Origin of the sequence: Amycolatopsis jiangsuensis (assembly GCF_014204865.1) — a bacterium.
In the GTDB taxonomy this organism is placed as follows: domain Bacteria; phylum Actinomycetota; class Actinomycetes; order Mycobacteriales; family Pseudonocardiaceae; genus Amycolatopsis; species Amycolatopsis jiangsuensis.
This window is the reverse complement of sequence record NZ_JACHMG010000001.1, coordinates 6,432,680-6,446,594: the sequence shown is the minus strand read 5'-3', so window position 1 is coordinate 6,446,594 and position 13,915 is coordinate 6,432,680. Positions and strand designations below refer to the sequence as shown.

Here is a 13,915-nt window from a genome sequence, read left to right as displayed (position 1 = left end):
CTTCTGTCGAACCTTCATGTCCGGTTCACCTCCTGTGTTTCTTCCGGACTCTTCACGTGGACTCTTCACGAAGCCCGCCGGTTCCGCCGTTACTCGGAAACACCCGATCGGCCCAGCCGTGCCCATCCGTCGGCACCGGGCTGTTCCGACCAGCCCGGCGGCCAGACGCGCTTGTACCCGGGTTTGGCGAGGGCGCCGTCCAGCCGGGCGTCGGACTTGATGCCGAATTCCGCCTGTTTCTCGAACCTCGCGCCGTGAAAGTTCTCCCGGTCCGTGCCGAAGACGGTGCCGCGGAAGTCCACCCGGTCGGTGAAGACGGCCTCGTGGAAATCGGCCTTGCTGTGGAATGCGGTGCCACGGAACGTGGCGAAGCTGTGGAACTCGGTCCGGTAGCAGGTCAGCGAGCGGATCCGGCAGTGTGTGAGGGTGAAGGTGACCAGCCGGGCGCCGGACAGGTCGAGGTCGATGTCCGGCCAGTACGAGCCCATCGGTTCCGCTTCGCCGCCCGGGCGCAGGTGCAGCATCAGGATCCGCTGCGCGGCCTTGCGCACCTGCAGTTCCTCGGCGGCGGTCGCGGCGTCGCCGGGTTCGGGCATGCGCAGGTACGCGCACAGCACGTTGACGATGGTCTGGCGCTGCTCCTCGTGGTCCTGCGCGAGCCGCTCGAGCGCATACAGTCCGGCCAGCCGGACCGGGGCCTTGTCGCTGCCGAGCTGGTCGGCGGCCTTGCCGTACATCTCGGTGATCCGCCGTTGGGTGGCGTCGTGGTCCTTCTGCTCCAGGTCGAGCTCGGCGGAGCGCTGGCGGCGCGCGGCGAGCAGCAGCGCGGCGGCGCCTCCGGTGCCGACCACGATGTTCGCCGCGGTGCGCAGGGCGTCGAGACGGGCCGAATCCTCCGGGCTGCCGCCGCCGAACAGCAGCAGGAGCAGGCTCGCGGCGAGTCCGGCGACCAGCAGGAGGCCGGCTGCCCACCACGCGATCGCGCGGGTCGACAGGACGCGGCTGGGCGAGGGCACGCAGGCGATCCTGCCACGAGGCGACAAGGACATGGGTCACCTTCGGCTTTGCGCGGCGGCCGTCAGGCGGCACTATGGTGAGCACCCGCTTAGTGCCCGTTCGAGCCGTTGACCCGAGGAAGTGTCCCGACATGCCCGAAGCCGTCATCGTTTCCACCGCCCGTTCCCCGATCGGCCGCGCCGGCAAAGGCTCGCTGGTCGGCATGCGCCCGGACGACCTGACCGTGCAGATGGTCCGCGCGGCGCTGGACAAGGTGCCGCAGCTGGACCCGGCCGACATCGACGACCTGATGCTCGGCTGCGGCCTGCCCGGCGGCGAGTCCGGGTTCAACATGGGCCGCGCGGTCGCCGTCGAACTCGGCTACGACCACCTGCCCGGGACCACGATCACCCGGTACTGCTCCTCGAGCCTGCAGACCACGCGCATGGCGCTGCACGCGATCAAGGCGGGCGAGGGCGACGTGTTCCTGTCCGCCGGCGTGGAGACCGTGTCGCGGTTCGCGAACGGCAGCTCCGACTCGTGGCCGGACACGCACAACCCGCTGTTCGCCGACGCCGAGCAGCGGACCAAGGACACCGCGGAGTCCGGCAGCGACAGCTGGCACGACCCGCGCGAGGACGAGCTCGTCCCGGACGTCTACATCGCGATGGGCCAGACCGCGGAGAACCTCGCCCGGTACAAGGGAATCAGCCGGGAGGAGATGGACGAGTTCGGCGTCCGTTCGCAGAACCTTGCGGAGAAGGCCATCGCGAACGGCTTCTGGGCCAAGGACATCACCCCGGTCACGCTGCCGGACGGCACCGTGGTCGCCAAGGACGACGGCCCGCGTGCCGGCGTCACCATCGAAGGCGTCTCCGGACTGAAGCCGGTGTTCCGCCCGGACGGCCGGGTCACCGCGGGCAACTGCTGCGCGCTCAACGACGGCGCGGCCGCCGTGGTGATCATGTCCGACACCAAGGCGAAGGAACTCGGCATCACCCCGCTGGCGCGGGTCGTGTCCACCGGCGTGACCGGACTTTCGCCGGAGATCATGGGCTACGGCCCGGTCGAGTCCTCGAAGCAGGCGCTGTCCCGCGCCGGACTGTCCATTTCGGACATCGATCTGGTGGAGATCAACGAGGCGTTCGCGGCGCAGGTCATCCCGTCCTACCGGGACCTCGGGATCGACCTGGACCGGCTGAACGTCAACGGCGGCGCGATCGCGGTCGGCCACCCGTTCGGCATGACCGGCGCGCGGATCACCTCGACGCTGATCAACTCCCTGCAGCACCACGACAAGCAGTTCGGCCTCGAGACGATGTGCGTCGGCGGCGGCCAGGGCATGGCGATGGTGCTGGAACGGCTTTCCTGAGTCCTGGCAAGCGAAACGGGCCGCCCGCGGAATGCGCGGGCGGCCCGTTTCGCGTTCGGGTGCAGTCCTCGGTCGGCGCGGCGGGTCAGCAGATGCTGTCGGTGGGCGCGGGGTTGCCCAGCCCGAACAACGGCCGCAGTTTCAGCCCGATCCAGGTGCCGAAGAGCGCGAAGATCCCCCACAGCCAGCCGTGCAGGCTGCCGACCGAGATGCCGCCGAGGTAGGCGCCGATGTTGCAGCCGCCGGCCAGCCGGGCGCCGATGCCCATCAGGATGCCGCCGAGGATCGCGGCCACCGCGGTGCGCCACGGGATCGAACTGTGGATTTTCCACGCCCCGGCCGCCGCGGCCGCGACCGCCGCGCCGATCATGATGCCGATGTCGGTGAGGCTCGTCTTGTCCTGCCAGATCGGCTTGCCCAGCGACGCGGCGTTCGCCTTCTGCTGCCAGAACTCCCACTGTTCCGGGTGCAGGCCGAACACCTGCAGGATCTTCGCGCCCCACAGGCTGAACGCGCTCGTGACACCCCAGATCCCGCCGGAGACGAGGTACACCGCACCGGCCAGCACGCCCAGCACGACGGCGCCGACCAGCAGCGGCCACGACCCGCGGAAGATCCGGGCGAACCCGCGCGCGGTCGGCACGACGTCCATCGGCGGCGGCACCCGGCGCCGCTGCACCACCCTCGTGCCCAGCACGATCGCGACGAGCACCGCGATCGTGATCGCCCACGAGCCGAACCAGCCGACGTGGTCGGAGAGCAGGAACCCGGACACCTGCGGCCAGCCGGTGAACACCGGATAACCCCAGGTGTAGAACACCGAACCGGTGATGAAGCCGAAGAGGGTGAGCACGATCGTCGACTGCCCGGAACCAACCGCGAACAGGGTGCCGGACGCGCAGGCACCCCCGAGCTGCATGCCGATCGCGAACAGGGTGGCGCCGACGAACAGCGCGAGCCCGATCGCCCCGGCGTTCTGCACCGGCACCGGCGCACTGCCGAACAGCCCGGCACCGGTGCCGCAGATGAGCGCGATCAGCGTGGCGGCCGTGCCGAGCAGCAGCGCGTGTGCCCGCAGCCCTTCGCCGTTGCCGACCGCGATGAGCTGGCGCCAGGCCGAGGTGAAGCCGAACCGGGAGTGGAACAACGCCAGCCCTAGCAGCAGCCCGAGCACGAGCAGGACGCCGAACTTGGCCCCGTGCGTGGCCCACACGTACGCGGTGAGCCCGGCCGCGAGCAGCCCGGCGACGATCAGCGGGACGATCCGCACCGGGTCCTCCGGCCGCGGCACCGGCGCGGCACACGAGGTGGGGAAGGTGAGCAGCCGCCGCTCACCGGCGGGGGAATCGGTCGTCGCCACCGGGTCTCCTGGTCGTTCGTGGGGGTTCTCGGGGAGCCGGATCACGGTAGGGCCAGGAGTTCGGCGGTCGCAGCTCGTCCCACAGAGTGCGACGAACCAGCCGGAAAGCGGCATCCGGACGCGGCCGGGAACCGAACAAACGCCGTACGGGCACGGAAAAGGCGCCCCGTGGGTCACGGGACGCCTTTTCGGGGAAGCCTGCGCGAGGACTACTCGCGCAGGTAGGACAGCAGCCGCAGGATTTCCAGGTACAGCCAGACCAGCGTGGTCATCAGGCCGAACGCGGCGTACCAGGCCCACTTGGACGGCATCCCGGCGCGGATCATCCGGTCCGCCTGGTCGAAGTCCAGCAGGAAGCTGAACGCGGCGATGCCGATGACCACCAGGCTGAAGATGATCGAGAGGGCGCCGCCGCCACGCAGCGGGTTGAAGCCGAAGATCATCGTCGTCAGCAGGTTCACCAGCATGAGGACCGCGGCGCCCGCGACCGCGCCGACGATCCACTTGGTCAGCTTGGGCGTGACCTTGACCGCACCGGTCTTGTAGACCACCAGCATCGCGACGAACACACCCGCGGTGCCGATCAGCGCCTGCAGCGCGATACCCGGGTACAGCAGCTCGAACAGCCCGCTCAGCGCACCGAGGAACAGGCCTTCGGCGGCCGAGTACAGCAGCGTGAGCGGTCCGCTCGGCTTCCGCCGGAAAATGATCACCAGTGACACGACGAGGCCCACGATCAGCCCGCCCATGAGCGCGCCGAGCAGCGCGCCGTTGACTCCGGTGACCCGGCCGAGCCCGTCGACGAGCAGCTGGGACTGCGCCCAGATCGCGGCGAGCACCCCGACGACGAGGGCGACCCCGAGCGAAAGCCCGGTCTTGATCACCACGTCGTCGACCGTCATCGGTCGGTCGGCCGAAGCCGCGCCCTGCTGCCCCGGGCCGTAACCCGGCACGCCGCCCTGCGGCTGTCCGTACGGCTGTTCGAAGCCGACGTTCGGCCCGTACTGCCCGCTCGCGGACGCGCCGCGCGGCAGGTTGCGGAACGCCGGGTTGCTACTGGAACGCACCTGTCCTCCTGGACCTTCTGGCACCATGCATCGGGTTCAACGACCGCTGAGGCCCGCTGGTTCCCGTCGGGTAAAGATGACTTTACCCACCTTCCGGGCGAACGAGCCAACCCCGGCACCACACGCTATGCGACGGAAGTCACGACCGCTCACCGCAGGTCACCCGATGGCCTCTAGACAACAGCCGTGCTCACCCGCGAATCTGCACATCGCGTGTTCGAGAATTAACCGAACGCGTGTCGGGGAGTTGTTCGATCGGGTGACCTGCGCAGACGCCATACGGGGCGTCCCCGCGGGCCGTTGAAGGAGTCAACACACCATGGGGTGGATCTCACGCCCGCGCGCCCGGGTGCGCGCGGTCTCCGGGCTGGTCGCCGCGGCTGTGCTCGGCGCACTCTCCGTCACCGCGGCCGGTACGACACCGGCGGCGGCCGCGACCGACGAAGGCATCGGGCACGACATCACGCCGGGCCAGCCGTTCGCTTCGCACACGCCCGACAAGAACTGGCTGGGCTCGTACATCGTCGGCGGCAAGCAGGTGTTCTGCGTCAGCTTCCAGCTGAAAGCACCGGACTCGAACGAGAAGTACGAGCCGGGCGACGAGCTGCTCACCAAATGGGGCGAGAAGCTGCCCGCAGACGAGGCGGCCAACATCTCGTACCTGCTGCTGCGCTACGGCGACACGAAGGACGCCGACCAGGCTGCCGCGCTCGCCCACCTGCTGCACTCGTGGACCTCGAAGCCGCGCAGCGACAAGGACCTCGACGAGAGCCTGCCCGCGAAAGAAATCGGCTACAACATCGACTACCACCTGGACAAGCTCAAGGCGCAGGCGCCGGGTGCGTACGCCGACGTGGAGAAGCTGACCGCGGACGCCGAAGCCAACCGCGGCCCGTGGACCGCCTCGGTGACCGCGCCGAAGGACGCGCAGCACCTCGGCACCCCGGCGAGCTGGACCGTGACGGTCAAGAACGCCAAGGGCAACGGCATGGCGGACGTGCCGGTGAAGCTCACCGCGACCGACGCTTCCATCGACACCGCTGACACCGCCGGCACCGCGGCGGACCAGGAAGCCACGGAAGACACAGAGCAGACCGACACCAGCGGCAGCTCGGCCACCCAGGCGGCGGCGACCGAGACCACGCTGAAGACCGACGCCGACGGCAAGGTCACCGTGCAGCTCACGCCCACGGGCAACCAGCCCAAGCTCGCCGCGTCGCTCTCGGCCCCCGCGGACCGGCCGTACGTGCAGAAGCCGATGAACGACGGCATCCAGAACGTGGTCTCCACCGGTGGCGAGAAGAAGTTGTCCGCCTCCGGGGTCGTCGCCGTGGCCAAGCCGGGCAAGGTGCAGGTCACCAAGACGGACGCGAAGACCGGCAAGGGCATCGGCGGCGCGACGCTGCGGATCACCGGCAAGGACCGCAAGAGCGCGGCGAACGGGCAGGACGGCAAGCCGCTGAACGGTCCGGACGGGCAGCCGGTCGTCGTCACCACCGGTGGCGAGGACGGGGTGGCGACCGTCGACGATCTGCTCGCCCCGCAGGACGTGTGCGTGGTCGAGGTGAACGCGCCGCCGGGCTACACCAACGCTTTCGATCCGAAGAACCCGCCCGCCGCGTGCGGATCGCTGGAGCCGGGCGGCACACTGGCGCTCACGGTGGTGAACATTCCGAACGAAGTGCCGCACGCGATTCCCGCCGGTGACAAGCCGGAGGCGATGGCCAAGGGCGCCACCGAGACGAGCTTCTCGGTGCCCGGTGTGGCCGGTCTCGCGGCGCTGGTGCTGATCGGCTCGGGCCTGGTCGGTTTCGCCGCCCGCCGTTCGGCCCGGCGGTGATGAAGGCAGCGAACGGAACGGGCGGGGCATGACGGGCAAGGGCCGGCTGATCGCCGGTTTCGCACTGGGCGCGGCGAGTGTGCTGGCGGTGGAGCTGGCCACGGTCGTGATCACCTCACCGCCGACGGCGGTGGTGGCCGGGAGCGCTTCCCCGGCCCCCGCCGCCCTCGCCGCGCGCGGTGCGGCCGCCGAACCGGTCGCACCGCCGCCGTCGCCGTCACCATCACCGTCGTCGGCTCCGTCCACGAGCACGTCCGCCGCGCCGCCGGCGGCACCGGCCGAGCACCGGCAGCCCGGACCGCAGCGGCCGGGCACGATCCGGCTGCCCGGCGGCGGTACCGCGGCGATGGTGCGCAAGGGCCTCGGCCCCGGCAACACCCTGCCGGTGCCCTCGAACATCGGGCAGGCCGCCTGGTGGGGTGCGGAGCTGGACGCGGTGAGCGGGGCGAGCGTGTTCGCCGGGCACGTGAACTGGCGTGGGGCGACCGGTCCGTTCGCGGAGCTGTGGAACGAGCGCATCGGCGGCGTGGTGACCATTGTGGACAGTGCGGGCAAGGCCGCGCGGTACCGGGTCTCCCAGCTGGTCACGGTGCACAAGAACGATCTGGGCGCCCGCGCGGACGACCTGTTCGGCCAGGCCGGCCCGCACCGGGTGGTCCTGGTGACCTGCGGTGGCCGTTGGGTCGGCGGAAGCGACGGCTACGAGGAGAACCGCGTCGTGATCGCCGATCCGGCCTGAGCAAAACCCTCCGGACCCGGCTAAGTTACCTACGAGTAACATAGCCGGGCGCACTGTGGTCAGCACGGCGTCCATGCAGCACAATGCGCAGGGTCCAGCGGCGTACGGCGGAGGGTGATGGAGATGGCGACGTTCTTGGTGACCGGCGCGACCGGATTGATCGGGCGCCAGTTCACCCGGCTGCTGCTCACCCGGCCGGACGTCGAGCGGGTCGCGCTCGTGGTGCGCGCAGGCTCGCGCGGGAAGCTGGCCGCGCTCGTGGACCGGTGGCCGCATGCCGACCGCGTCACGCTGGTCACCGGCGATCTCGCCGAGCCGATGATGGGGGTGTCCGAACCGGACCGCGAGGCGCTGCGCGACGTGGACCACGTGGTGCACCTGGCCGCGCTCTACGACCTCACCGCGGACGACGAGGCGAGCGTCCGGGCCAATGTGGACGGCACCAGGCACGTTCTCGAACTGGCCGCGGACCTGCGGGCCGGCTGTCTGCACCACGTGTCGTCGGTGGCCGTGGCCGGCGACCACGAAGGACTGTTCAGCGAGGACATGTTCGACGTGGGCCAGCGGCTGGTCACGCCGTATCACCGCACCAAGTTCGAGGCCGAGAAGCTGGTGCGCGACCAGGACGAGGTGCCGTGGCGGGTGTACCGGCCCGCGGTCGTGGTGGGCGATTCGGAAACCGGCGAGATGGACAAGATCGACGGCCCGTACTACCTCTTCCCGGCGATCAGCAGGCTGGCCGGGCTGCCCGACCTGCCGATCGTGGGGCCGGGCCTCGGCGACACCAACGTGGTTCCGGTCGACTACGTGGCCGGTGCGCTGCTGGAACTGGTGACCACCGCGGGTCTCGACGGCCGGGCCTTCCACCTGGTCAACCCGGAACCGCAGCCGGTGGTGTCGGTGTACAACGCGTTCGCCCGCGCGGCCGGTGCGCCGACGATCACCGTGCAGCTGGGTCAATCGGTGTCGAAGGGCATCGTCGGGCTGGTCAAGCTCAGTGAGCACATTCCGGGCTTCACCATCGCCCGCGACGCGGTGCTGGAACGCCTCGGCATCCCGCCGGTACTGCTGGAGACGATGGCCTTCCCGTCGGTGTTCGCGTCCACCGAGACCCGGAAAGCACTGGCCGGCAAGGGCGTCGAGGTGCCGCAGCTGGAGGAGTACGCGGCCACGCTGTGGCGGTACTGGCGTGAGCACCTCGACCCGTTCCGGGCCCGCAAGCACGGTCCGCGAGGCGAACTGGACGGCCGGCGCGTGATCATCACCGGCGCGTCGTCCGGGATCGGGCGCGCCACCGCGCTCAAGGTCGCCGCGGCCGGTGGGGTGCCGCTGCTCGTCGCCCGGCGCCGGCACGAGCTGGCAGAGGTGCGCGACGAGATCATCGCCGCCGGCGGCACCGCGTCGGTGTACCCGGCGGACCTGACCGACGAGGACTCGGTACGCAAGACGGTGGACGCGATCCTCGCCGAGCACGGCCGCATCGACATGCTGGTGAACAACGCCGGCCGCTCGATCCGCCGTTCCATCAAGCTGTCCTACGACCGGATCCACGACTACGAGCGCGCGATGGCGATCAACTACTTCGGCGCGGTCCGGCTGATCCTGGCGGTCCTCCCGCACATGTCGGAGCGGAAGTTCGGGCACATCGTGAACGTCTCCTCGATCGGCGTGCAGGGCATCGCGCCGCGGTTCTCCGCCTACGCCGCCTCCAAGGCCGCGCTGGACTACTTCTCGCGGATCGCGGCCACCGAAACGCACGGCGACGGGATCACCTTCACCACCATCCACATGCCACTCGTACGCACGCCGATGATCCGGCCGACGAAGATCTACGACGCGTTTCCCACGAAGTCCCCGGAGCAGGCGGCGGACATGGTGCTCAAGGCGCTCGTGGAGCGGCCCAAGCACATCGGCACACCTGCCGGGCAGGCGATCGGGCTGACCTACACCCTCGCGCCCGGGCTGACCGACGCGATCGCCTACCAGGGCTACCGGGTCTTCCCGGACTCCACCGCGGCGGGCGGCAGCGGCCGGCTCAAGATCGGGCGGGGCGAGATGCACCTCTCGCGCGCGGCGATGGCGCTGGCGCGGCTCTCCCGTGGTTTCCACTGGTAACCATCCCGGGTGCGGCCGTTCCGGCGACAACCGTGGCATCGGGTGGTGAATCACGACTCCTGACGGCGACGACAGGGCGTGCGCGGGTACGGTCGTGGGCATGGTTCCCGAGCGAGACAACGGCCTCCTGCCCCTGCGGCGCGAGTACACCGAAGCCTGGCGCGGCTTCGACCGCACCGAGGTGCGTCAGTACCTCGACCACCTCGAGGCGCAGGTGCGCCGGCTGGCCGGCGACCGCGACGCGGCCGCGGCACAGGTCACCACGCTGTCGCGGGAGCTGGAAGCGGCCCGTGGCGAGGTCGGCAAGCTGCAGTCCCGCGTCGACGAGCTGATGAAGCCGCCGGAGCGGCTCGAGGACCTGGACGAGCGGATGCAGCGCACCGTCCAGCTCGCGCACGCGCGGGCCGAGGAGGTCACCAAGCGGGCGGAGGTGGCCGCGGAGAAGCACTGGGCGTCGTCCACGGAGGCGTCCACGAAGCTGCGGGAGCGCTACCGCCGGCTGGTCGAGGAGCTGGACAAGCAGGCCGAGGCACTGCACTCGGAACACGAGGCGGCGCTCGAGGAAACCCGCGCCGAGGTACAGCGACTGACGGTCGAGGCGGCGCAGCGCCGGGAACTGCTCGACAACGAGGCCGAACGCAAGCGCCGCAAGATCGAACGCGACTTCGACTCGAAGATCACCTCGGAGCGCACGGCGCACGAGAAGCTGATCGCCGACCAGCGCACCGCGAGCAAACAGCAGGCCGAGCGCCGCATCGCGGAGGCGACGGCGGAGGCCACCCGCCGTGTCGAGGACGCCACCACCGAGGCCAAGCGCCGCCTCGACGAAGCGACCACGCAGGCAGCCCAGCGCACCACGGCGGCCACCCGCAAGGTCGAGCGCCTCGCCGAGATCCGCGAACAGGCCCGCAAGAACCTGGCGATGGCCGACGAGGTGCTGGGCCGCAGCGAGAGCCTGCTGACCGCCCTGCCGGCGGAGTCGGTGATCCCGTCGGCGTCGAAGCTGGTCGGCGGGGATGACACGACCGGCGGCCCGGGTGCCGGTGCGGCAGCGGGTGCCGGTTCGAACGGGGGCTCCGGCGCGGCAGGGGGTTCTGGCGCAGCGGCGGGTGTCGGTTCGAACGGCAATGCCGGTTCGGGTGCCGCTACAACCGCAGGTTCGGCTACGGCCGCCGGTTCGAGCGCGGGTGCCGGTTCGAACGGAGGCTCCGGCCCGGTTCGTCCGAAGCCGGAGACGGTTTCGGTCGACTCGCCCACCACACCGGGCGCGAAGGCGGTCCAGCCGAGCCCGTCGCCGAAGCCGAAGCCGTCCCCCGCGGGTGGCGGCAATCCGGCGAACCCCAACGGGGGCAAGGACAACGGCAACGGCGGGACCGGGCAGGCCAAGTCCCGGCCGCAGGCCGCGGGCAAACCGCAGTCCTGACCCCGGCCTTCGGTTTCTGCTCAGGCCAGGTCCACCTTGGCCCCCACCCCAGTCAGCACGACCTTTCGGCCTGACCCCACCGAGTCCGACGTTTCAGCCGGACCCGGCCTTTCGGCCGGCCGTACCCAACCCGACGTTCGGCCAACCCAGCGTGCACGCCGCCCGGCGGCTCAGTGAGCGGTCCGGGAGGTCGGGGGTGCCGCTCACACCGTGCGCGGCCAGGGGTTCGCCGACTCCAGTGCGGCGGCCAGGCCCAGCAGCAGCGCTTCCCCACCGGGGCCCGCCACCAGCTGTACGCAGGTGGGGAGGCCGTGCGCCGGGTGGTGACCGATCGGGACGGCCAGGGCGGGGTAACCCGCGAGGTTCCACATTCCGGCGAAGGCCGCCACGCGCACCGAGGGCAGGGCGACCGCCGGCCAAGGACGGCGGTGCCAGCGGCGGGCCTTCGGCGGCATGGTCGCCAGTGCGGGGGTGACCAGCACGTCGTGGTCGGCGAAGAAGGCCTCGGTGATCGAAAGCCACTCCGTGCGTGAGCGTTCGCGGACCCAGCGGGCGGTCAGCTTGCCCAGCCGGACGTGCGTGCGGGTGCGCGGCTGGAGGCGTGCGAGGTCGAAGCCGTCGGCGGCGGCCTGCTCGGCCGGTCCGGCGAACCAGCGCGCCAGCATGGCGTTCATCGTCGACAGCGGATAGCGCGGGGTGGCCTCGACGACCGAGTGCCCGTCCGCACGCAGCAGTTCCGCGGCCCGGTCGACGGCGGCGCCGAGTGGCCGCGGCAACGGCGCGTGGGTGAAGGGCACCTGGGTGGATACCGCGATCCGCTGTGGGCCCGGTTGCGCGAGGGTGGCCAGCTCCGGACGTTCCGCGAGCACGGACAGCAGCAGGGCGGCGTCCTCCGGGGTCGTGGCGATCGGTCCGTGCGCGGACATGCCGAACCAGCCCTCGCCCGGTTCGCGCACGACGCCGCGACCGGGTTTGAGACCCACCACCCCGCACATCGCCGAGGGCAGCCGGATCGAGCCGAGGCCGTCGGTGCCGTGCGCGATCGGCACCAGCCCTGCGGCGACCGCGGCCGCGCTGCCGCCGGACGAGCCGCCCGCGGTGAACGAAGGTTCGCGCGGATTGCGGGCAACCCCACCGGGATCGTCGCTCATCGGGAAGATGCACAGCTCGGGCACGCGGGTGAGGCCGACGATCACCGCACCGGCGGCCCGCAGCCGGGCCGCGATGACCCCGTCGGAGGTGGCGGGCGTGCGTGGTCCGGCGGCCGAACCCCAGCCGGCGTGCTCACCGGTGACCTCGGTGACGTCCTTGACCGCCACCGGGACCCCGGCCAGCGGCAGCTCATGCAGATCCGGCCGGACGGCGACCTCGGCCGCCTCCGCGCGCGCCCGCTCGGCCCGCACCCGGCGGAACGCGCCGACCACGGGATCGGCGGCCGCGATGCGCGCGAGCGCCTCCTCGGTGACCCGCACCGGATCCAGTTCCCCGGCCCGCACCGCGCGGGCGATCTCCACCGCCGTCAGCACCATGACGACGAGATTAGCCGCCGGGACGAAGCCCGCGAGGGCGGCGGCACCGCGCCGGCCGCCGCACCCGCGGAGCAGCTCAGATGGCGCCGGCGCGCAGCGCGTACGCCACGGCGTGCGCCCGGTTGTTCAGGCCGCAGCGCGTCATCAATCCGTACAGGACGTTCTTCACGGTCCGCTCGGAGTAACAGAGCTTCGACGCGATCTCCTCGGTGCCGTAGCCCTCGGCGACCAGCCGCAGCACGTCGCATTCGCGGGAGGCCAGTCCGGACAACGTGAGACCGTTGGGCTCCAGCACGTCGCGCCGCATCCGCTGCACCTGGCTGAGCAGCGCGCCCTGCAGCCGCGGCGGCAGGGTCGCGGTGCCGTCCCCGGCGGCGAGCACCGCGGCCACCAGCTCGGCTCCCCCGGTCTCCCGGCGGGGCAGGATCGCGACGACACCGCATTCGATCGCGGTCATCAGGTCGCTCTCCCGGAAGTGGTCACCGACGATGACCAGGTCCGGGCCGGTCACCCGGTCCGACTCGCGGGCCAGGTCCTTCACCCGGGACAACACCCGGTCCGTCACGTGCTCCTCCATCACGAGGACCACGTCGGCCTCGGCGGCCGTGTCCTCGGACAGGACGCGAAACTCGGGACGCGTGCCCAGCAGGCTCACCGCACCTGCCCGGGTGATCGGATCAGAAGCGAGGACAGCGACCTTGACCAGCTTCACGACAACTCCTACCGCCTCTTCACGTTGACAGGTCAGAGTCTGACGCGACTGACTTCACGTTTTCTTGCCGCGTGTGCCCAGCGCCCGTGCACCGGCGAGGAGGGTCGGTGATTTTCCCAGCTCAGCGCCCTCTATCCGGTTCTTCACCGGCGATCTCGCGGACCGCTTGCCGTGCCCGGTCCAGGCACTCCGGCATCCGCCGCACGGCCTCGTCCCACTCGCGTCGGGCCGTCCGGTACCGCGCCTTCATCTCCGCGGGCCAGCCGGGCAGCTCGCGCTCCACGGCCGACTCGAGTTCGGCCAGCACCGCGCGGATCCCGCTGGTCGTCTCGTCCATCCTCGCGAGCACCTCGTCGGCGCCGCGGACACCGGGAGGACCGTCACTCATCGTCCGCTCGGACCGGTCGATCGCTCGTTTGAGCAGTAACGCGGATTCGTGACAAGATCGCGAAGCTCACCCAAGTGGGTGAGTATCGCGTCGAACTGCCGCTCCCAGTCGTTCATCGCCTGGCCGAGGCGCACCGAGCCCTCTCCCCGCCAAGAGGCCTGCAGTACGGCCATGTCGCTGTTGACCGGACGCAGGCACGCGTGCGCGGAGTCGATCGCCCACGCGAAGTGGTCCGCCGCACGGCGCAGATCCGCCGGCACTGCCCGGGGAGGAACGAAGTCCACCACCCACTCCTCACCACAAAAGCCCAGCATGCGCACGAAAAACGCGCCAAGGTCCGCGGCCGAGGCTGCCGGAGCCCGTGCGGGCGCGAA

12 protein-coding genes are annotated in these 13,915 nt (G+C 71.0%); 5 read left to right on the top strand and 7 right to left on the bottom strand.

What is annotated here, in order from left to right; all coding sequences use genetic code 11:
- Window positions 1-89 precede the first annotated feature (89 nt).
- A complete protein-coding gene (locus BJY18_RS29365) occupies window positions 90-1,049 on the bottom strand; it encodes a pentapeptide repeat-containing protein (protein WP_221458008.1) in 960 nt (319 codons plus the stop codon).
- A 98-nt stretch (window positions 1,050-1,147) separates the two neighbouring features.
- On the opposite strand from BJY18_RS29365, the gene BJY18_RS29360 reads away from it, so the two are divergent.
- Window positions 1,148-2,368, top strand: a complete 1,221-nt coding sequence (locus tag BJY18_RS29360; RefSeq protein ID WP_184783140.1) for an acetyl-CoA C-acetyltransferase — start codon at window positions 1,148-1,150, stop codon at window positions 2,366-2,368.
- Between the two features lie 85 nt (window positions 2,369-2,453).
- On the opposite strand, the gene BJY18_RS29355 is transcribed toward BJY18_RS29360, so the two are convergent.
- Window positions 2,454-3,728, bottom strand: coding sequence for a YeeE/YedE family protein (locus BJY18_RS29355; RefSeq protein WP_184783139.1), 1,275 nt, complete (start codon window positions 3,726-3,728; stop codon window positions 2,454-2,456).
- 209 nt (window positions 3,729-3,937) lie between these two features.
- Complete coding sequence (locus BJY18_RS29350) at window positions 3,938-4,795, bottom strand: Bax inhibitor-1/YccA family protein (RefSeq protein WP_184783138.1); 858 nt, start codon at window positions 4,793-4,795, stop codon at window positions 3,938-3,940.
- 319 nt (window positions 4,796-5,114) lie between these two features.
- Between BJY18_RS29350 and BJY18_RS29345 the strand changes: the two genes are divergently transcribed.
- From BJY18_RS29345 to BJY18_RS29330, 4 genes are all read left to right on the top strand, one after another.
- Window positions 5,115-6,635, top strand: coding sequence for an MSCRAMM family protein (locus BJY18_RS29345; RefSeq protein WP_184783137.1), 1,521 nt, complete (start codon window positions 5,115-5,117; stop codon window positions 6,633-6,635).
- A gap of 28 nt (window positions 6,636-6,663) precedes the next feature.
- Window positions 6,664-7,374: a class F sortase gene (locus tag BJY18_RS29340; RefSeq protein ID WP_184783136.1), complete on the top strand. Its 711-nt coding sequence runs from the start codon at window positions 6,664-6,666 to the stop codon at window positions 7,372-7,374.
- A gap of 123 nt (window positions 7,375-7,497) precedes the next feature.
- A complete protein-coding gene (locus tag BJY18_RS29335; RefSeq protein WP_184783135.1) occupies window positions 7,498-9,489 on the top strand; it encodes an SDR family oxidoreductase in 1,992 nt (663 codons plus the stop codon).
- 100 nt (window positions 9,490-9,589) lie between these two features.
- On the top strand, window positions 9,590-10,912 hold the full coding sequence (locus BJY18_RS29330) for a coiled-coil domain-containing protein (RefSeq protein WP_184783134.1): 1,323 nt from the start codon (window positions 9,590-9,592) through the stop codon (window positions 10,910-10,912).
- A 203-nt stretch (window positions 10,913-11,115) separates the two neighbouring features.
- Here the strand turns inward: BJY18_RS29330 and BJY18_RS29325 are convergent, their stop codons facing one another.
- The 4 genes from BJY18_RS29325 to BJY18_RS29310 form a co-directional block, all read right to left on the bottom strand.
- On the bottom strand, window positions 11,116-12,441 hold the full coding sequence (locus BJY18_RS29325) for an amidase family protein (RefSeq protein WP_184783133.1): 1,326 nt from the start codon (window positions 12,439-12,441) through the stop codon (window positions 11,116-11,118).
- A 76-nt stretch (window positions 12,442-12,517) separates the two neighbouring features.
- A complete protein-coding gene (locus BJY18_RS29320) occupies window positions 12,518-13,153 on the bottom strand; it encodes a helix-turn-helix transcriptional regulator (RefSeq protein WP_184783132.1) in 636 nt (211 codons plus the stop codon).
- A 121-nt stretch (window positions 13,154-13,274) separates the two neighbouring features.
- Entirely contained in the window at window positions 13,275-13,490 is a 216-nt protein-coding gene (locus tag BJY18_RS29315) for a WXG100 family type VII secretion target (RefSeq protein ID WP_246459011.1), read from the bottom strand.
- A 47-nt stretch (window positions 13,491-13,537) separates the two neighbouring features.
- Window positions 13,538-13,825 carry a WXG100 family type VII secretion target gene (locus tag BJY18_RS29310; protein ID WP_312873999.1) on the bottom strand — a complete coding sequence of 96 codons (288 nt, stop codon included), beginning with the start codon at window positions 13,823-13,825 and terminating at the stop codon, window positions 13,538-13,540.
- Window positions 13,826-13,915: the final 90 nt, after the last annotated feature.

Coding starts and splice junctions, on each gene's coding strand:
- BJY18_RS29365 (WP_221458008.1), bottom strand. CDS start 1,049: ATGTCCTTGTCGCCTCGTGGCAGGATCGCCTGCGTGCCCTCGCCCAGC.
- BJY18_RS29360 (WP_184783140.1), top strand. CDS start 1,148: ATGCCCGAAGCCGTCATCGTTTCCACCGCCCGTTCCCCGATCGGCCGC.
- BJY18_RS29345 (WP_184783137.1), top strand. CDS start 5,115: ATGGGGTGGATCTCACGCCCGCGCGCCCGGGTGCGCGCGGTCTCCGGG.
- BJY18_RS29340 (WP_184783136.1), top strand. CDS start 6,664: ATGACGGGCAAGGGCCGGCTGATCGCCGGTTTCGCACTGGGCGCGGCG.
- BJY18_RS29335 (WP_184783135.1), top strand. CDS start 7,498: ATGGCGACGTTCTTGGTGACCGGCGCGACCGGATTGATCGGGCGCCAG.
- BJY18_RS29330 (WP_184783134.1), top strand. CDS start 9,590: ATGGTTCCCGAGCGAGACAACGGCCTCCTGCCCCTGCGGCGCGAGTAC.
- BJY18_RS29325 (WP_184783133.1), bottom strand. CDS start 12,441: ATGGTGCTGACGGCGGTGGAGATCGCCCGCGCGGTGCGGGCCGGGGAA.
- BJY18_RS29315 (WP_246459011.1), bottom strand. CDS start 13,490: ATGGACGAGACGACCAGCGGGATCCGCGCGGTGCTGGCCGAACTCGAG.